A 19617-nucleotide genomic window follows, 5' to 3' on the forward strand; every position below is an offset into this window, starting at 1 on the left:
CGTCATGAACGTATTGGTCATCGGTCGAGGAGGACGCGAGCATGCGCTCGCGTGGAAGTTGAAACAAGACGGGCATCACGTCTTCGTTGCACCGGGCAACGACTTCATGGAAGGGATGACGTGTGTGTCGATCCATGAAACAGACGTGGAGGCGCTCGCCCATTTCGCAGAAGAGAACGAGATCGAATGGACGATTGTCGGACCGGAGTCGTCACTCATGGCAGGAGTCGTGGATACGTTCCGTGCCAAAGGACTGAACATCTTTGGACCGACGAAAGCGGCTGCCTTACTCGAAGGAAGCAAGGCGTTCGCAAAGGAAGTCATGATGGAAGCCGGGATTCCGACAGCGGCATACGAGGCGTTCACAGAAGCGGAATCGGCGCTTGCCTATATCGAGAAGCTAGGGGCACCACTCGTCGTCAAGGCGGACGGATTGGCTGCCGGTAAAGGCGTCACGGTTGCATTTACGGTCGAAGAGGCGGAAGCTGCCGTACGTGATATTTTCACGACGGATAAATTTGGGCAACAGTCACAAGTCGTCATCGAAGAGTTCCTCGATGGGGAAGAGTTTTCGCTCATGGCGTTCGTCTCGGGAGAGCGTGTCATTCCGATGATCACCTCGCAAGATCATAAACGTGCCTATGACGGCGACAGGGGACCGAACACGGGTGGTATGGGCGCTTATAGCCCGATGCCACATCTTTCAAAGGACGTGTATGAGGAATCGGTGAAGACCGTATTAGAACCACTCGCGCAGACGATGGTCAAACGAGGTACTCCATTTGAAGGATTCTTGTACGCCGGTCTCATCTTGACGGCGAATGGACCAAAAGTCATCGAATTCAATGCACGCTTCGGTGACCCTGAAACGGAGGTCATTCTACCGAACTTGAAAACGCCGCTCCTTGACATGATTGAAGCGGTCGTTCGTCAAGAACCGTATCTGATTGAATGGGTCGATGGATATACGATGGGGGTCGTCATTGCGGCCGAAGGGTATCCGGACCGACCGATCACGGGCCAGGTGTTATCAGGATTTGAGTCGCTTCCGAAAGATGTGCTGGTCTTCCATGCCGGCACGACAAAGAAGGGCGATCAAGTCGTAGGGAGCGGAGGTCGTCTACTTGTTGTGACGGCGACGAAGCCGACACTGCTTGAGGCGAAAACGGCTGTGTATGCGGCGATTTCACAACTCGATTTACCTGAGACGTTCCACCGAACGGATATCGGGTCACGGGCGTTCACGCAGATTATTTGAAGGATGGGTCAACCCATCCTTTTTTTCATGCGAAAAAAAGGAAATGCCGATATCCTGTTCTACAATAATAATAAAGTAGCTGGAAGAAGGAGGGTGGTCGGCCTGCGTGTTCAAACAAAATTATTTATTGCGATAGCCGTGAACATTGTATTCTTCATCGGTGTTATTTTATTCGTCATCAAACCGTATTTTGTAGAGAAAAGTATTGAGCAGGACAGGGCGATGACCCGTGATCAAATCGAAAGTGTGTCAGAAGTGTTCGCCAATCACCGACTCATGCTCGAACGAATTCTTGTAGATTGGTCAGTCTGGACGAACGCCTATGATTTTGTTCAAAATCAGAATGAAACATTCATTGAAAATAACATGGGGGAAGAGACACTCGAAAACTTGGGGGTCGGCGCAATGATTTTCCTCGACCGTGATCGAGAGGTCGTCTACTCGGAGTTTACTCAATTTTATGAATTAGATCGTGAAGAGGACAAAGAGACATTCACGAACGACTTGATCCGTTACGTCAACTCGTCAGGAATCAAACAAAGTGCGGTGTATGGCACCGATTTCGGTCCGGTCGTCTTCATGAGTCATCCGATTGTGAGAAGTGATGGGACAGGAAAGCCGGGTGGGACGCTCGTGATCATTCAAAAAATCGGTCCAGACTTCATGGCCGCGATGAGTGCCCAAGCAAAAACGAAATTATCGATCAGTCCTCTTTCACACCGGCAGTTGACGGTCGATGAAGACAATCAATTTGCACGTGTCTCGTTACCGCTTCAATCCGTCTATCAAGATGCGAACTGGGAACTCAACTTCTCGGTGAAGCGAACGTACTATACCAATACACAGACCATGTTAGAAACGGGGATGCTAGGGCTGCTTGTGCTCGGTCTTGGTCTATTGTTGACACTGTTTTGGTCGGTGAATCAAATTGTCACGAAACGATTGATGGGCATCGTCAACGAACTCAAATGGATCACGAAAGAACGGAATAGTCGGTTACGGATTCAGTTGCATCCAAATCAACAAGACGAGATTGAAGAGATGGCGATCAGCATGAACGAGGTGCTCGATGCACTCGAACAGACACAAAAAGAATCGTTGACGCGTGCCTTCCGAGATTCTTTGACCCGTCTTCCGAACCGATTGGCGGTCGAAGAGATGTTCGTGAGCTTACCGGAAACGACCCGGTCGATTGGAGTGATGGGAATCGATCTCGACAACTTCCGACGGATCAACGATCAATTTGGTCAGCGTACGGGAGATGCGATGCTGACGTTCTTTGCCTCTCGTTTGATGTTTTATAGAGAGGATGGCTTCGTTGCAAGAATCGGAGCGGACGAGTTCATCTTGATTCATTCGAAATGGACGACCGAGGAGCTCATGATTATCGCGAATCAATTAGTGAAAGATTTGCGCGAATGGGGTTTGAAGCAAGGGATGAACCATTTGACCTTGAGTATCGGCATCGACGAATTGACAGGACCGACGTATCATTCCTATGAGGTGATGATGGCGCGACTCGATGTCGTCTTACACGAAGCCAAAGCATCCGGGAAAGACCAGATTCTTTCCTATCATGAGATTGAAGATGGGAGTCACTACTTGCAGGCGCTCGAGATGGAACGTGATTTACGTCATGCGTTGCGTCATGATGAGTTCGAACTCTATTACCAACCAATCGTCTCTCCGCAGCCGTTTCAAGTAAGAGGAGTCGAGGCGTTGATTCGCTGGCACCATCCACAGAAAGGGTTCGTTTCTCCCGGCGTGTTCATTCCGGTTGCGGAGCAACTCGGGCTCATCTCAGATGTGGGACGCTGGGTGCTTGTGCGCGCCATCACTGAGATTCAAGAGTACGCAGAGCGGTTTGATTTATTTTTATCCATTAACGTCTCGAAACGTCAGATTTTAGACGGCTCGTTTTTAGAAGCGTTGGAGGAGACGCTCGCTAAGACAGGATTTCCCCCACACCGGTTGCATGTGGAAATCACAGAGAGTGAAGTCGGTGGGAATGTGTATGAACTTCAACAGTTCATTCAAGCGTTAAAGGCCATCGGGGTCAAAATATCACTCGATGACTTCGGTGTCGGGACATCGTCACTTTCATACCTGCAATCCCTGCGTCTCGACATCGTTAAAATCGATCAGAACTTCGTGAAAGGGATTCCGGAGAATAAGTTTGACCGCGCGCTGTTAGAAGGGCTGTATCAAACTTTCCAAACGCTTGGACTCGAGATCGTCACGGAAGGGGTCGAGCGACCGGAACAGCTTGCGTTCGTATTAGAATATAGTGGTTCGCTCATTCAAGGTTATCATTACAGTAAACCGATTCCGGTCGATCAATTGCACCTGTACTTACGAAAAACGGTCATGACTCAAATTTGATGTAGGCGACTCTTCACAGGGAGAGTCGTCTTTTTTTGTGAAAAATATATGTGAAATTTGTTACAATAGGGAACATAACTTGCGACCCATTCAGAGAAAAGGTAAACTTGAAACAGGGAAAGAAAACGCTTTCAAAACTATTTTTTAATAGCTTTGCAAGGGAAAAGGGAGGATTGGGTTCGATGCCAACAAAAAGAACGGCGCGGGCACCGTGGTCTAAAGTGATGATTCGTTCACAACTTGAAGTCGTGGATCGATTGCGACCACCTTCGCTCGTCTTACAAAACGCAACGTATTTGAACGTTTATGTAAAACAATGGAGAACCGCAAATATTTGGATTGAGGGAGATCGGATCGTGTATGTCGGTCCAGACTTACCAGAATCAGCGGTCGAAACGGTCGATGTGACAGGAAAGTATATTGTACCTGGGTATATCGAGCCTCACGCTCATCCGTTTCAATTATACAATCCGGCGACGTTGTCAAAATATGCAGGAGAGCGTGGAACGACGACGCTCGTCAATGACAACATGCTGCTTTTTTTACAAGAGAAAGAGCAAGCGTTTGCGCAGCTCGATGCGATTCAGCAATTACCGACGAGTACGTATTGGTGGGCACGATTGGATACGCAAACGGAGCTGGACCGAGAGAGCGTGGCTGTCGACTCGGAACGCGTTCATGAGTGGTTTAACCATCCGGACGTCGTCATGGCAGGTGAATTGACGGCATGGCCACGCGCCTTGAAGGGCGATGATGAGATGCTTCAGTGGATGCTTGACGCCGAGACGTGCGGTTTGCCGGTCGAGGGACATTTTCCGGGGGCGTCGCCGAAGACATTGACTAAAATGGCGTTGATGGGAGTACACAGCGACCATGAGGCGATGACGGCGGAAGAGGCGTTCAATCGATTGGAACTAGGTTATACGACGACGCTTCGACATTCCTCGATTCGTCCGGACCTGCCGGAGATGATTCGTGACCTATTGGCGAATGGATTGACGGCGTTCGACCATCTCATGGTGACGACGGACGGTTCGACACCGGGCTTTTATGAGGACGGCATGCAGGATGCTCTCGTCCGCATTTTGATTGAAGCGGGATTACCGGCCATCGAAGCCTACCGGATTGTCTCTCATAACGTGGCTCGTCATTTTGACCTCGATCATATTTTAGGTGCAATTGCGCCAGGCCGCATCGCGCATTTGAACATTCTAGATGCCATCGAGGAACCGCGTCCGACGGCCGTGATCGCGAAAGGGCAATGGATTTATCGTGATGGGGTATCGCTTTTCCCGAACGAATTAGTGGAAGCAGTCCTCGACATGATGCCGTCGACAGACGTTTCAATCGAGCTTACGCCACAAGACTTGTCCTTCAGCATGCCGGTCGGACTCGACATGATCAACTCGGTCATCATGAAGCTGTTTAAAATTACGCATGACACGGGTCAAGATGAATTACCGCGTGATGGAGACGAATCGTTTCTCATGTTGCTTGATAAAGAAGGGAAATGGCGATTGAACACAGTCCTGAAAGGATTCGCTCGAGATTTTGGTGGACTTGTCAGTTCGTACTCGATCAGTGGGGACTACTTGATTCTAGGAAAATGTAAACAAGATATGTTACAGGCGTTCAAACGAATGAACGAACTTGGAGGCGGGATTGTCCTCGTAGACAAGGGCGAAATCGTTGCGGAGATTCCGTTGCCACTCTGTGGGATGACGTCGACGGAGCCACTTGAAGTGCTCATCGGTCAAGAGAAACAGCTGCGATACGAGCTCATGGCGAGGGGCTATCAGTTCGAAGACCCGATCTATACATTACTATTTTTAGCGTCTACCCATTTGCCGTATGTTCGGGCGACACCTCTCGGCATTTATGAAGTCATGAAGAAACAAGTACTATTTCCTGCGATTTTGCGATGAATAGTTGAGTCCAAGGCTCCCCTGCTTTAGAATGATAAAGAAGTATGAGTAGAGAGGATGCTTGCGGATGCAACTCGATAAATTACGAGGTCGAGAGCTTGATCAATTGTTTGAAGCGATTTTGAAGCTCGAGACACTCGAAGACTGTTATCAATTATTTGAAGATTTAGCGACTGTTAATGAAATTCAGGCACTTGCGCAACGACTTGAAGTGGCGCGGCAAATTCGTGAAGGAAACACGTATCATAAAATTGAGGATGCGACAGGCGCCTCAACGGCCACGATTTCACGTGTGAAGCGATGCTTGAACTATGGGACAGGCGGATACGATCTCGCTCTTGAACGTCTACAACAAACAAAAGGTGACTCGTAAGAGTCATCTTGTTTTTGATGGAGGGGAGGGGCGAGATGCAACAGAAATTCATGAAACAGAACTTACAATTGTTCTTTCGAAATTTAACACCGGTTCAAACACTCGTATTAATTTATAGTGCGGCAGCGATTTTATCAGTTTTGCTTCTCGCCTTACCAATCGCCCACAAGCCCGGAGTGACGATCACATTTACCGATCTTGTCTTCTTTGCGGTGAGCTGTGTCAGTGTCACGGGACTATCACCGATTGTAGTCACTGATACTTTCTCCACGTTCGGCTTATTTATCATCCTGTTCATCGTCCAAGTGAGCGGTGTCGGATTGATCAGTTTGCACGTCATCATGTGGATCTTACTTGGGAAACGAATTGGGTTCAGGGAGCGGCAACTGATTTTACGTGACCAAAACCAGACGTCGATGTCTGGTATCGTCAAATACATCACGGAAATCGTGATTACCGTAATCGCCATCGAAGCGGTCGGTGCCGTCTTGCTCGGGGTCCATTACTTAAATTATTTTGATACCGCCGGAGAAGCCTTCTTGCAAGGATTGTTCGGGTCGGTCAGTGCGACGACGAATGCCGGGTTTGACATTACGGGAAGTTCGCTCGCACCATTCCGTGAGGACCCGTTCGTCATCTTTACACAAATCGCGCTCATGACCGGTGGTGCCATCGGATTCCCAGTGCTTGTAGAAATTCGAACGTACTTGGTGAGCCGAATCACTCGAAAACGTCATACGTTCCCAAGTCGATTCTCGTTGTTCACGAAATTGACGGTTTCGACCTTCTTTATTTTGATTGCCGTCGGTACGGTCGGCTTGTTCATCTTTGAATACAACAATGCCTTTAAAGACTTGCCGCTCTGGTTGGCACTTTCGGATTCGTTGTTCCAATCCGTGACGACACGAAATGGTGGTCTATCGACGGTAGATGTCAATTTGTTCTCTGAAGCGAGCATGTTGCTTCTGTCCATCCTTATGTTCATCGGGGCGTCTCCATCGTCTGTCGGTGGGGGGATTCGGACGACGACGTTTGCTGTAGCCGTTCTCGCTGTCATCGCATTCATTCGCGGGGACTCGTCCATCAAAATTTTCGGTCGTGAAATCGTCCTTGAAGATATTTGGAAAGCGTTCGTTATCATTACGGTCTCGCTTGCCGTTTTACTATCAGGTGTCATGGTCATGGCTTATTTTGAGGATGCTTCGTTGACACGAATCTTATTCGAGGCGTGTTCTGCGTTCGGGACGACGGGCCTATCCGTCGGATTGTCCTCCGAATTTAGTAACGTTGGAAAATGGGTGTTGACGATTCTCATGTTCATCGGTCGGATCGGCGTCATCGCCTTCATTCTCATCCTGCAACGGAGACAACCGAAGCGGATGTATAACTATCCGAAAGAATCAATCATCTTAGGATAAGGAGATTGTCATATGAAAGCATTTTGGATCAACTTCGGATACGTCTTTATTGTTCCGGTTCTTCCGTTTATCGCCATCGTCAATGGAACGGCACTCTGTTCACCGGACTCGCCGCTCCTTGACATACCAGTGCTCGGATTCTTTTTAGCGAATCCGCTCTGGTTCGTCCCCGTTTACGGTCTATTCGCCTTGCTTGTTGCGAAATGGTTGACGGATCGGGAACGGAATCGGAATCGTACGGCACGTTCGTGACTTGCTTCGGCAAGTCTTTTTTTGTTGGGGAGATGCACGGGAGGAAAAAAATCGATAAACTAGAGAAGGATTCGATAGGAGGGAATGAGTTGGAATTTCAGACGTGGCGACATGTGTTTAAACTAGATCCAAATAAGGAGCTCACAGATGAGGCGCTCGAGGCCCTCATCCATTCTGGGACCGACGCCTTTTTGATTGGAGGAACGGATGGGGTTGATGCAGAGAATACATTTGCGCTATATGCGAGAGTCCGAGATGCTGGGATTCCAATCGCACTTGAGATTAGTCATCCTAGTCAAGTCATCCACGGATTCAATCATTATTTCGTGCCCACCGTGCTGAATGCAGGAACTCCGGAATGGATCATTGGACATCATGCTCGTGCGTTTGAACGATACGGCCATTTCTTTGATGCCCGTCTTGTAACGGCTCAAGGGTATCTCGTCTTGAACCCGGACGCGAAAGTCGCTGACGTGACGGAAGCACGATGCGATTTGACGATCGAAGAGTCCGTGGCATACGCGGAAGTTGGACATCACTTGTTCCGTCTTCCCTCGCTCTATATCGAATATAGTGGACGACTCGGGAATCCTGATGTCGTCAAAGAGATTCGTTTGGCGTTACCTGATGCACATCTCTTTTACGGTGGTGGCATCGAGGGAGAAGAGACGGCACGATTAATGGGTGCACATGTCGACACGATTGTTGTCGGCAATATCATTTATGAAGACTTAGCTGGAGCACTTGCGACTGTACGAGCACTCCGATAAAATAAGAACAAACGTTTGGAACAAGGAAGGAAACAATTATGTATAATCTTAGCGAAGAATTAGTCAAAGGGATGAACCCGGAACAAGCAGAAGCGGTGAAGCATACGGATGGCCCGCTGTTGATTATGGCGGGTGCAGGGTCTGGGAAGACTCGTGTCTTGACCCATCGTGTCGCCTATTTGATGGCGGCGAAGCAAGTGGCACCGTGGAACATTTTAGCGATCACGTTCACGAATAAGGCAGCACGAGAAATGAAAGATCGGATTGCGCGTCTTGTGGGTGGTGTCGCCGAGGACATTTGGATTTCTACATTCCACTCCATGTGTGTCCGGATTTTACGACGTGATATCGATCGCATCCGCTATGACCGGAGCTTTTCTATTTTAGATGCCTCAGATCAATTGACAGCGATCAAACAGGTGTTGAAAGAATTGAACCTCGACCCGAAGAAGTACGAACCGCGTACCCTTCTCGGGATGATTTCAAATCATAAAAATGAGCTGCGTACGGCGAAAGATGCGGCTGCCCTCGTCGGGAACAATCCGTACGAGCGAATCATCTCGGACGTCTACACAGCGTATGAGAAAAAGTTGAAACAAAATAATGTTCTCGACTTTGACGATTTGATTATGAAGACGATTCACTTATTCCAAGAAGCGCCGGATGTGTTGGCGTTCTATCAGAAAAAATTTAAGTACATCCATGTCGATGAGTATCAGGATACGAACCGTGCCCAATATACACTCGTCAAACTTCTCGCGCAGGCACACGAGAATTTGTGTGTCGTGGGGGACTCGGATCAGTCCATTTATCGTTGGCGCGGTGCCGACATCGCCAACATCTTGACGTTCGAGAAAGATTATCCGAGCGCCCATGTCATCTTGCTCGAACAAAACTATCGTTCGACGAAACGGATTTTGGAGGCGGCGAACGGTGTCATTCAAAACAACGCTTCCCGTAAAGATAAGAACTTGTGGACTGAAAATGACGAAGGAGAGAAACTGTTGCTCCATGTCGCATCGGACGATCGCGACGAAGCGTTCTTCATCATGAACCAGATGAAAGAGCTGAAGATGGAAGGGATGGACTACGGACAGATGGCGGTCCTTTATCGGACGAACGCTCAATCACGTGGACTCGAGGAGATGCTCCTCAAGTCGAACATCCCATACAAAATGGTCGGCGGGACGAAGTTCTATGAGCGAAAAGAGATCAAGGACGTCCTCGCATACTTGCGATTGATCGCCAACCCGGATGAGGACATCTCGTTCGTTCGCGTCGTCAATGAGCCGAAACGCGGAATCGGTGCCGCGACGATTGATAAACTAGGTGACTTTGCAGATATGCAAGGCGTCTCACTTATGGATGCGATTCGTGACATCGAATTGTCAGGCATCGCCCCACGCACTGCGACGAAACTCGCGGACTTCCGCCAAATGATGTTGGATTTACGGCAGATGGCGGACTATCTCTCCATTTCAGAACTCGTCGAAGAGGTATTGAAAAAGACAGGATATGAAGAGATGCTCAAAATCGAGAAGACGCTTGAAGCGGAAAGCCGACTCGAGAACTTGCAAGAGTTTCTGTCGGTCGCCCAAAACTTTGAGAAAGAGAGCGATGAACAGACGCTCGTCGCCTTCCTTACCGATTTGACGCTCGTCTCAGACCTCGATTCACTCGATGAAGTCGATGAGTCGCATCAAGTCACGTTGATGACGTTGCACTCGGCGAAGGGACTTGAATTCCCGGTCGTCTTCTTGATTGGAATGGAAGAAGGACTTTTCCCGCACAGCCGTGCCTTGAACGACGAGGAAGAGATGGAAGAAGAACGTCGTCTCGCGTATGTCGGAATCACCCGTGCCGAGAAGCGTCTCTATTTGACACGTGCACAGTCACGGATGCTATATGGTCGCTTCCAAAACAACCCGGAGTCGAGATTCTTGCATGAGTTGCCGGAAACGTTGTTGGAGCGGTCCGGTAAGGCGAGAAAACCAATGCCATGGAACCCGGTCGAGTCACCAGGGAAGTTACCGGTGAATGGCTTTAGTTCGAAACCGAAGCCGAAACTCGCCCAATCGTCCGGTGCCGAAACGGTCGGCTGGAATGTCGGCGACAAAGCGAATCATAAAAAATGGGGACAAGGGACGGTCGTGCAGACACGTGGTGAAGGCGACCAACTCGAAGTCGACATCGCATTCCCAGAAGTCGGGATCAAGCGCCTGTTGGCTAAATTTGCCCCTATCGAAAAAGCGTGAGGTGAGGATATGGAGATGGCAGAACGCGTAGAAGAGCTACGTCAAACGTTAAATCAATATGGTTACGAGTATTACGTACTCGACCGCCCGAGCGTGCCGGATTCGGAGTATGACCGATTAATGAACGAATTGATTCAAATCGAGACCGATTATCCTGAACTTCGAACACCGGACTCCCCGACGCAACGCGTCGGAGGGGCTCCGCTCGACGCATTTGTCAAAGTGACACACGACACGCCGATGCTCTCGCTCGGCAACGTCTTCTCGAAAGAGGAACTCGTCGAGTGGGTGGAGCGAATCGAGAAAGATCTCGGCTACACGCCGACATTCGTGGCAGAACTCAAATTTGATGGTCTCGCTGTCTCGTTAAAATATGAGAATGGCCGTCTCGTCCGTGGTGCGACGCGCGGGGACGGGACGACGGGTGAGGACATCACGCAAAACTTGAAGACGATTCGTTCCATCCCTCTCCGATTAAATGAGGACGTGACGTTTGAAGTGCGAGGTGAGGCGTACATGCCGAAACGTTCGTTCGAACAATTGAATGATGAACGAGAACGTATCGGCGAGCCACTTTTCGCAAATCCGAGAAACGCTGCTGCCGGTTCACTTCGACAACTCGACTCAAAAATTGCGGCGTCAAGAAATTTGGCGTTCTTCGCATACGGTTTGGTGTCGCAAGACGATCTCGTCGCGTCACATGACGAGTCACTCGATTATTTGAAACGACTTGGTGTCGCAGTGAGCGGAGATTATACAACATGCCAGACGGCGGATGAACTGTGGGATTACATTGAGACATACGTGACGAAACGGAGTGACCTCCCATATGAAATTGATGGGATCGTCATTAAAGTGGCCGGGTATGAAGAACAGGAACAACTTGGTTTCACCGCTAAAAGTCCGCGCTGGGCCGTCGCGTACAAGTTCCCGGCAGAAGAAGTCGTGACGACGATCGAGGACGTCGATTTCAGTGTCGGTCGTACGGGGAAGGTCACACCACGGGCACGATTTGCCCCGGTTTCTGTGGCAGGTTCGACCGTGACGTATGCGACGCTTCACAATGAAGATTTTATAAAGGAAAAAGATCTTCATATCGGTGACCGAGTCGTCATCAAAAAAGCAGGAGACGTCATTCCGGCCGTCGTATCGGCATTGGCGAGTGAACGGAGTGGGGAAGAGCGAGTGATTGAATTCCCGACGCATTGTCCGGCGTGTGGGTCGGAGTTGATTCGACTCGAAGGAGAGGCGGATCATCGTTGCGTCAATCCGGAATGTCCGGCTCAACTGCTTGAAGGACTCATCCATTTCGTGTCGAGACAAGCGATGAACATCGACGGGCTCGGCGAGAAAGTGATCACGCAGCTTCACGAAGCAGGGCTCGTCCATAATGTGGCCGACCTGTATCGCTTGGACCGAGATGATTTACTTGGACTCGAGCGCATGGGCGAGACGTCAGTGACGAACTTGCTCTCAGCAATCGAACAATCGAAGCAAAATTCATTGGAACGGGTGCTCTTTGCCCTCGGGATTCGACTCGTCGGACAAAAGGCCGCTTCTTTAATTGCAGAACGGTTCGAGACGATGGATGCAATCATCGCTGCGACAGTCGAAGAGTTGACATCCATCGATGGCATCGGGACGAAGATGGCCGAATCGATTGTCCTCTATTTCGAAAAACCAGAAGCACGTGAACTCGTCAAAGAATTGGCGGAATCAGGTGTGAACTTATCATTCAAAGGAATGAAGCGTCCAACGACTGAAGGGGCACCGCTCTCTGGGAAGACAGTCGTATTGACGGGGAAATTGCATGAGATGACACGTGGCGAGGCTGGGAAGCAGCTTGAACTCCTCGGCGCGAGTGTGACAGGGAGCGTGAGTAAAAACACAGACTTGCTCGTCGCCGGTGAAAAGGCAGGTTCGAAGCTGGCGAAAGCCGAATCTCTCGGAATCGAAGTATGGGATGAAGCCAAGCTGCTCGACTTTTTAAAGGAACAAGCATAAACGTTCGCTTCGGCGAACGTTTTTTTCGGAAATAATTGGGATTGAGCAGGTTCGCACATGCGTTCGCGGGGTATAGATTAACTAAATCAAAATGCTAATATATTTTTGCGAGAGAACCCTTTGACACCATGACTTTCACACACACATTCCTCTCATTCCTCTACGTGGTGAACGTCGTCATCGGAACGATTGCGATTCGAGCGCTTGTTTTCACCTTAGAGGAGGGACCAACATCATGACACACAACATCCAGCGCTTCGTTGCCGTATTTACCATCCTCATGCTCCTTTCAACCTTATTTGGGGTGCCCACCGCCAAAGCGGACACGACCACGTTCCGGTATATCCAAGTGAATTTGACAGATGAGGAAAGCGAAACATTATATGAATCAAGTCTCGTCTATGAAGGAATCACGTATTACGGGGTCCGTGAATCAGCTGACGTTTGGCGATTTATGATTGATGCGGAAGTAGTAGACGACTCGTTGATTGACCTCATCACGCTCTACGATGCGGAAGGTGTACCGTATACGTTTTCTCCAAACACTGTCACGGAAGCCTATCATGTCGAAGTGGAGGAACCGCCTGTAGTCACAGAACCAGACCCATCAGAAGAGGTGACGCCACCGGTTGAACCAGAACCAGTCGTCGAAGAGCCGACGACTGAACCGACGTTACCGAAGCTCGCCGTTGAAGCAATCAACATCGCCGCAGTCGACCGAGCCGTTGTCGGAGGCGAAATATCGTATACGTTCATTGTAGAAAACACAGGAGAAACGCCGATGACGGTGACAGAATTCTCTCATGAGTACGTGAGCGGAGACATCGATCATCAATCAATCGAATCGTTCAATCAACACGTATTTGATCGTTTGCATGAATTAATAGGAGAAGACGGTCTCTTGCCGGGGGAACGGGTGGAAGTGACAGAAGTTTTAGCGATTCAGACCGGATATTCGTTCGACGCTCATCCTGAGATCGGCAGTGTCTTTCGGGTGACCGGAGTGGATGAATTCGACCGGGTTGTCACGTCAGAAAGTCAACAAATTATCCTTTTGCAAACACCAGACTTCACCGTGAATGCAACGGTTGAGAAAGCGACCGTTCAACCGGGAGAGCCCGTTCGCTATACGTATACGATCACCAATCCTTCGAGAGTCACCCTGTTTTTAGCGAAAGCAGTTCTTACATGGCCAAGCGGTGCCTTGACAAAAGAAGAACAACACCTGGCAAATCAACGATTCGCAGAGCTGGTCGAAGCGATTCCTGCCTTCAGAGACGGTCTCGGTCCGGAAGAAGAAGTGACGTTCTCGTTTGAGCTTCCGCTCCTCACATCTTATGATATGAGAGCTGGGGCTGAATTGATTCAACGTGCCACATTCACCTTCGAGGTGGATGAAGGGATTGCGGTTACTCACTCTGTCGACGTACCGGTAGCAGTGAAGCAACCTGTTCCGGTAAAAGAAGAGCCGAAACAAGACGCTAACAAACAGAAGACAGAGGTGAAAACCACACCACCTGCTGTGACAGTCGTTGTCAAAGAGAGTGGAGCGAAACGAGTCGAGCACATCGATGAAGCCGATCCGTACGCACAAGGCGTACTTCCGATGACAGGCGAAGCGGATGATCTATGGCACGTCATGCTCGGTACACTTCTCTTCGCGTCAGGACTCCTACTGTTGATTCGTCGCAACCACCCGTCAACGAAACCATAAATCGACATCCCTTCTCGTTCATGCGAGAAGGGATTTGTTCTGATTCCGCTTCGATACTTTTTTCGTGGAACGATTTTGTTATAATGGACAAAGTGAAATAGGAAACGATGTTCAAAGGAGCTAGACATAGATGAAATGGAAACAACTCGTCATCCCGACAATCGCCTCTGCGCTATTGTTGAGCGGATGTTCAATGAAAATACCGATGGGTGAAGAAGAAGCGACACCAACAGGGGACGAAACAGCGGCCGAAGGCGTCACACAAGCGATCGAAGCCCGTGACTCTTATTACCAGATGGTCATTCCGTTCAAACCGGCGGCGGCGAGAGGTCTCGCCCAACGTCAAGTCAGTTCATCGTTAGAACTCGAAGAAGTCGAACTCGGTCTCATGCGTCATTCAACGGACGCGTTCGACCCGGAAAAGTTCGCTTATCAAGAGGGACAGCTGTTGAACGCGGAGGATGTGTCCCGTTTACTTGCACGGAAAGATAAAAGTAATGAAGGATTGACACCCTTGAACCCGGCATATGCGGATGGCAAGGCAGAAGTCGAAGACGACAAGTTTGTCGATGCGAACAAGAAGTCACCACTTTATTTAGCTTCCATTGTCGAACAGAACTACATGACGAAAGAGGACAGCGGGTATCAGGTTGGAGGCGTATCGTTTGCACTCATATTGAACCGTGAGTATGTCTTCCAAGCACCGAACTATGGTCCGACGTACACCGTCAAACTCGATCAAAAGAAAGTGATCGCAGAAGGGGAACGTATGGCGAACGAGCTCGTCTCCCAATTACGGAAGCGGGAAGACTTCAAGGATCTCGATATCAATGTCGCGCTCTATATGAAATCGACACAAGGTTCACCGACACCGGGGAACTATATCAAATCGGCTTTCGTTGGGACGGCGGATCAGGTCAAATCGGACGACTGGAAAGCGATCGATGAGAAGTACTACTACTTCCCGTCGACATCAGCGACGTCTGACGTACGCGAGGACGCTCAGAAGTTTACGCTCTTCAGCGATCGGATCGCAGACCTTTTCCCGGACTATAGCGGGATGATCGGGAAAGGTTTTTATCAGAATGGAGATTTATCGAGAATGGAGATTGATATCCCGATTCAGTTTTACAGTCGCGCTGAGCTCGTCGGATTCACACAACACGTTGTCGGCTTGCTTGAAAACCGTTGGGAATATAATCGGAACGTTCCGGTTCGAATTAACGTGACATCCCTCGGTGGAGACCCTGAAGTGACCATCGTGTTCGAGGACGGAATGGATAGTCCGAAAGTATACTTCTAAAGGAGGAGAGGTTCGTTTTTTTGAAACGAATCTCTTCTTTTTTTCGTATGAAAAGTGAAAGGATAATCTTTGACCTTATTTGACCAAATGAGTAGAATAGAGTTAACAGAAACGGGAAAGGGAAAGGTGAGGTGAATCCATATGGCTAAAAACTATTACGATGAGCTTGGTGTTTCCAAAGGAGCGACCGAGCAGGAGATTAAACGCGCATACCGGAAACTGGCGAAACAATACCATCCGGACGTCAATAAAGATCCTGGGGCACAGGATCGCTTCAAATCGATTCAAGAGGCGTTCGACGTGTTGAGCGACCCGGAGAAGAAGGCGAACTATGATCGATATGGTAGCCCAGATGGACCGTCATTCGGACAAGGGTTCGGAGGCGGTGGGGAGGCTTACGGGGAAGGCTCATCTCAATTCGAGGATCTCTTCCGACAATTCGGCGGGGGGTCACGTACGACTTCGCGGACGTTCGGGTTTGAAGATATGTTCGGAAGCTTCTTTGACCAAGCGGTCGACGAAGACTTGGATGAGACCGTTCGTGTCAACATCCCGCTTAGTCAATTGACGAAAGAGTCGAAAGTGAGTCTGCGTCTTCAAACGGGTACCGTGAACGTCAAAATTCCACAAGGTGCTTATGAAGGTCAGAAGTTGCGCTTGAAAGGAAAGGGAAGCCGGGGCGGACAATCGGGAAACCGAGGTGATGTATATGTCGAACTTCACTTTGCCGATGACGATACGTATCGTCGCGAAGGAGAGCATATCGTGACAGTGAAGCGTTTGCGACCGCTTGAGTTTTTAGACGGGACGAGCGTCATCATTGCGACACTCGACGGGGGACGCGTGAAGTTGAAAGTGAAACCGGGAAGCCGTCCGGGACAACGGATGCGTATTCCGGGCCGAGGTGTCATGACCGGTTCGAAAGTACGGTCGGACTTGTTCGTGCAGCTCGAAGTCGACCTGCCGCTTGATGAGACGTACCGGGCTGTATATGAAAAAATCGAACGTTAATGGATAAGGAGGAATCGTGATGGACTTTAATCGTTTCACCGATAAAGCACATGAATGCATTGTCAGTTCACAAGCGTTAGCGAAACAGTATCATCATAGCGAAATCAATGAGTGGCATGTATTGGCCTCAATGATTTCACAGACGGACGGGATTGCGCCGTTGCTGTTTCAAAAAATGGAGATCAACGTGTCAGAGATTGAAGGAGAAGTCGCGCTTTCTCTGAAACATGCGCCGAAACTCCAAAACCCGACGACACCGATGATTTCAGCCTCTCTCTTAAGCGTCTTGACGACTGCGGAACGAGAAGCGACGGGGATGAATGATGAGTACGTATCGGTCGAACATATTCTACTCGGTATTTTGTTGAACAGCAGTCAGGCACAGACGATGCTCGAACGGAAAGGTGTCACCGAAGAACGACTCCGTGATGCGCTTGTCGCTGTGCGTGGGAACCGTCGCATCACATCGAAGTCGCCTGAAGCGACTTATGATGTCTTGACGAAATACGGACGCGACCTCATTCAAGAAGTGAAGACAGGTAAAATCGATCCTGTCATCGGACGTGACAGTGAGATTCGTCGTGTCATTCGAATCCTAAGTCGAAAAACAAAAAATAACCCTGTCCTCATCGGAGAACCAGGGGTCGGGAAGACAGCGATTGTCGAAGGGCTCGCCCAGCGCATCGTTCGTGGAGATGTACCGGAAAGTTTGAAAGACAAAACCATCTTCAGCCTCGATATGAGCTCCCTCGTTGCCGGTGCGAAATATCGCGGAGAGTTCGAGGAACGTCTACAGGCCGTCTTGTCCGAAGTGAAAGAAGCGGAAGGCACCATCATCCTCTTCATCGATGAACTTCACACGATTGTCGGTGCAGGGAAGTCTGAGGGGTCGATGGACGCCGGTAACATGTTGAAACCGATGCTCGCCCGAGGCGAACTGCATTGTATCGGCGCGACGACGCTCGACGAGTATCGCCAATATATCGAGAAGGACCCGGCCCTTGAGCGGCGTTTCCAACAAGTACTTGTCGCTGAACCGGATGTCGAGGATACGGTTTCCATCTTGCGCGGTTTAAAAGAACGCTTTGAGATTCACCACGGGGTACGCATCCATGACAACGCGCTCGTCGCGGCGGCTGTGCTATCCAATCGCTATATCACGGACCGCTTCATGCCGGACAAGGCGATTGATCTCGTCGACGAGTCGTGTGCGATGATTCGAACAGAGATGGAGTCGATGCCAGCTGAGCTTGATGAATTGGTCCGTCGGGTCATGCAGCTTGAAATCGAAGAGGCGGCGCTTAAAAAAGAGAGCGATGCCGCTTCCATGAAGCGACTTGAGGCGCTTCAACAGGAATTGGCTTCTATCCGTGAACAGTCTGATTCGTTACGTCTCCGTTGGGAGAATGAGAAGGAGTCGACGCACCGCGTACAACAAATCCGTGGAGACCTAGAGAAAGTACGTCTCGAGTTACAAGAGGCAGAGAGTCGCTATGATTTGAACCGGGCCTCGGAACTGAAATATGGACGAATCCCGGAACTTGAGCGGGAACTAGAAGAAGCGGAACAGTTGGCGAGTTCGGTGACGCGTGAACTCGTGCGTGAAGAAGTGACGGAAGAAGAAATCGCCGAGGTCGTCTCGAAATGGACGGGCATCCCGGTGACGAAACTGACAGAAGGAGAGCGGGATAAGCTTCTCAATCTAGAAGCGGTCTTGCATAAACGTGTGTTCGGACAAGATGATGCGATTCGTCTTGTCAGCGATGCAGTCATTCGAGCACGTGCTGGCATCAAAGATCCAAACCGTCCGATTGGTTCATTCCTTTTCCTCGGACCGACGGGGGTCGGGAAGACAGAACTCGGGAAAGCGCTCGCGGAAGCGATGTTTGATTCAGAAGACCATATCGTTCGACTGGATATGAGTGAATATATGGAGAAACATGCCGTATCGCGTCTCGTCGGTGCCCCTCCTGGCTATATCGGTTACGAAGAAGGTGGACAGTTGACGGAAGCGGTTCGTCGTAACCCGTACTCGGTTCTCTTACTCGATGAGGTCGAGAAAGCGCATCCGGACGTCTTCAATATCTTGCTACAATTGCTCGATGATGGTCGATTGACCGATTCGCACGGGCGCATCGTCGACTTCAAAAATACGATTGTCATCATGACGTCGAACATTGGGGCGGACATCTTGCTCGAAGCGGCGAAAGATGGCGTGATTGATGAGGACGAAGAGCGTCAAGTGCTCGACAAACTCCGTCGTCATTTCCGTCCTGAATTCTTGAACCGGGTCGATGAAACGATTCTGTTCCATCCGCTCACGAAAGATCAAATCGGTCAAATCGTCGAAAAGGCGGTCGGACGGATGAGCGAACGGCTCACGACACGCTCGATTCATATCGACATCACCGATGCAGCCAAAACGTTCGTTGCTGACGAAGCATATGAACCTCAATTTGGTGCGCGACCGATCAACCGATATGTACAACGGACGATTGAGACGAAACTTGCCCGTAGCATCCTCGCTGGAGATGTCGAGGATGGGCAAACGGTCATCATCGATGTCGAGAACGGGGCGTTGACGTTACGCCCATCGACAGTCAATGCATAAAGAAAGAGGAATCCAAAATCGGATTCCTCTTTTATGTATGCCGACATCTTCTTCTCAAAATCAAATAACTGATCCCAATAAAAATGAGGTAGAGTACCGTCCCGAAAAATGAGTTGAATAACCATGGAATTGTTCCCATGAAGCTGGCACGGGTCGCTTCTTGGAACCAGAGCAGTAGCCAAAAGAAAAAGCCAAGACTCGTTGCGAGGAGAACAAAAAATCCCGCCATGCCTTGTTTCGTCAATTGCTTGATTCCGAACCCAAGTAAAGCCGTAACAATGAAAATTGTACCTAACCCAATATAGAACAATCCATCAATCGGTAATGACTGCACCTATATG

General features: G+C 49.6%; 14 protein-coding genes. 13 read left to right on the plus strand and 1 reads right to left on the minus strand.

The features are described from left to right. The first annotated feature begins 4 nt into the window (after positions 1 to 4). The 13 genes from purD to clpB all read left to right on the plus strand — a co-directional run bounded on the left by purD (position 5) and on the right by clpB (position 19276). Positions 5 to 1258, plus strand: coding sequence for a phosphoribosylamine--glycine ligase (gene purD, locus GVY42_RS13280; RefSeq protein ID WP_159563486.1), 1254 nt, complete (start codon positions 5 to 7; stop codon positions 1256 to 1258). Between the two features lie 222 nt (positions 1259 to 1480). Next, positions 1481 to 3640, plus strand: a complete 2160-nt coding sequence (locus GVY42_RS13285) for an EAL domain-containing protein (protein ID WP_236548966.1) — start codon at positions 1481 to 1483, stop codon at positions 3638 to 3640. Positions 3641 to 3822: 182 nt separating this feature from the next. Next, the gene (locus GVY42_RS13290; RefSeq protein ID WP_159563488.1) at positions 3823 to 5565 is read left to right on the plus strand and encodes an adenine deaminase C-terminal domain-containing protein; all 1743 of its coding nucleotides are present in this window, start codon (positions 3823 to 3825) and stop codon (positions 5563 to 5565) included. Positions 5566 to 5632: 67 nt separating this feature from the next. Continuing rightward, positions 5633 to 5938 carry a YerC/YecD family TrpR-related protein gene (locus GVY42_RS13295; protein ID WP_015880718.1) on the plus strand — a complete coding sequence of 102 codons (306 nt, stop codon included), beginning with the start codon at positions 5633 to 5635 and terminating at the stop codon, positions 5936 to 5938. A 35-nt stretch (positions 5939 to 5973) separates the two neighbouring features. Continuing rightward, a complete protein-coding gene (locus tag GVY42_RS13300; protein ID WP_159563489.1) occupies positions 5974 to 7356 on the plus strand; it encodes a TrkH family potassium uptake protein in 1383 nt (460 codons plus the stop codon). Positions 7357 to 7368: 12 nt separating this feature from the next. Continuing rightward, on the plus strand, positions 7369 to 7608 hold the full coding sequence (locus GVY42_RS13305) for a hypothetical protein (protein ID WP_159563490.1): 240 nt from the start codon (positions 7369 to 7371) through the stop codon (positions 7606 to 7608). 89 nt (positions 7609 to 7697) lie between these two features. Then, positions 7698 to 8378, plus strand: coding sequence for a heptaprenylglyceryl phosphate synthase (locus GVY42_RS13310; protein ID WP_159563491.1), 681 nt, complete (start codon positions 7698 to 7700; stop codon positions 8376 to 8378). A gap of 38 nt (positions 8379 to 8416) precedes the next feature. Next, a complete protein-coding gene (gene pcrA / locus GVY42_RS13315) occupies positions 8417 to 10633 on the plus strand; it encodes a DNA helicase PcrA (RefSeq protein WP_159563492.1) in 2217 nt (738 codons plus the stop codon). 9 nt (positions 10634 to 10642) lie between these two features. Continuing rightward, positions 10643 to 12637 (plus strand): NAD-dependent DNA ligase LigA, encoded by a 1995-nt coding sequence (gene ligA / locus GVY42_RS13320; protein ID WP_159563493.1) that lies wholly within the window; start codon positions 10643 to 10645, stop codon positions 12635 to 12637. A 235-nt stretch (positions 12638 to 12872) separates the two neighbouring features. After that, positions 12873 to 14351 carry an LPXTG cell wall anchor domain-containing protein gene (locus tag GVY42_RS13325; protein ID WP_159563494.1) on the plus strand — a complete coding sequence of 493 codons (1479 nt, stop codon included), beginning with the start codon at positions 12873 to 12875 and terminating at the stop codon, positions 14349 to 14351. Positions 14352 to 14481: 130 nt separating this feature from the next. Beyond that, positions 14482 to 15654 (plus strand): CamS family sex pheromone protein, encoded by a 1173-nt coding sequence (locus GVY42_RS13330; RefSeq protein WP_074037823.1) that lies wholly within the window; start codon positions 14482 to 14484, stop codon positions 15652 to 15654. Positions 15655 to 15795: 141 nt separating this feature from the next. Beyond that, a complete protein-coding gene (locus GVY42_RS13335) occupies positions 15796 to 16665 on the plus strand; it encodes a DnaJ C-terminal domain-containing protein (RefSeq protein ID WP_159563495.1) in 870 nt (289 codons plus the stop codon). Between the two features lie 19 nt (positions 16666 to 16684). Then, on the plus strand, positions 16685 to 19276 hold the full coding sequence (gene clpB, locus GVY42_RS13340) for an ATP-dependent chaperone ClpB (protein ID WP_159563496.1): 2592 nt from the start codon (positions 16685 to 16687) through the stop codon (positions 19274 to 19276). A 31-nt stretch (positions 19277 to 19307) separates the two neighbouring features. On the opposite strand, the gene GVY42_RS13345 is transcribed toward clpB, so the two are convergent. Continuing rightward, positions 19308 to 19610 carry a hypothetical protein gene (locus tag GVY42_RS13345; protein WP_159563497.1) on the minus strand — a complete coding sequence of 101 codons (303 nt, stop codon included), beginning with the start codon at positions 19608 to 19610 and terminating at the stop codon, positions 19308 to 19310. Positions 19611 to 19617 lie beyond the last annotated feature (7 nt).

It is taken from the genome of Exiguobacterium sp. 8A (assembly GCF_902506275.1).
Taxonomy (GTDB): domain Bacteria; phylum Bacillota; class Bacilli; order Exiguobacteriales; family Exiguobacteriaceae; genus Exiguobacterium; species Exiguobacterium profundum.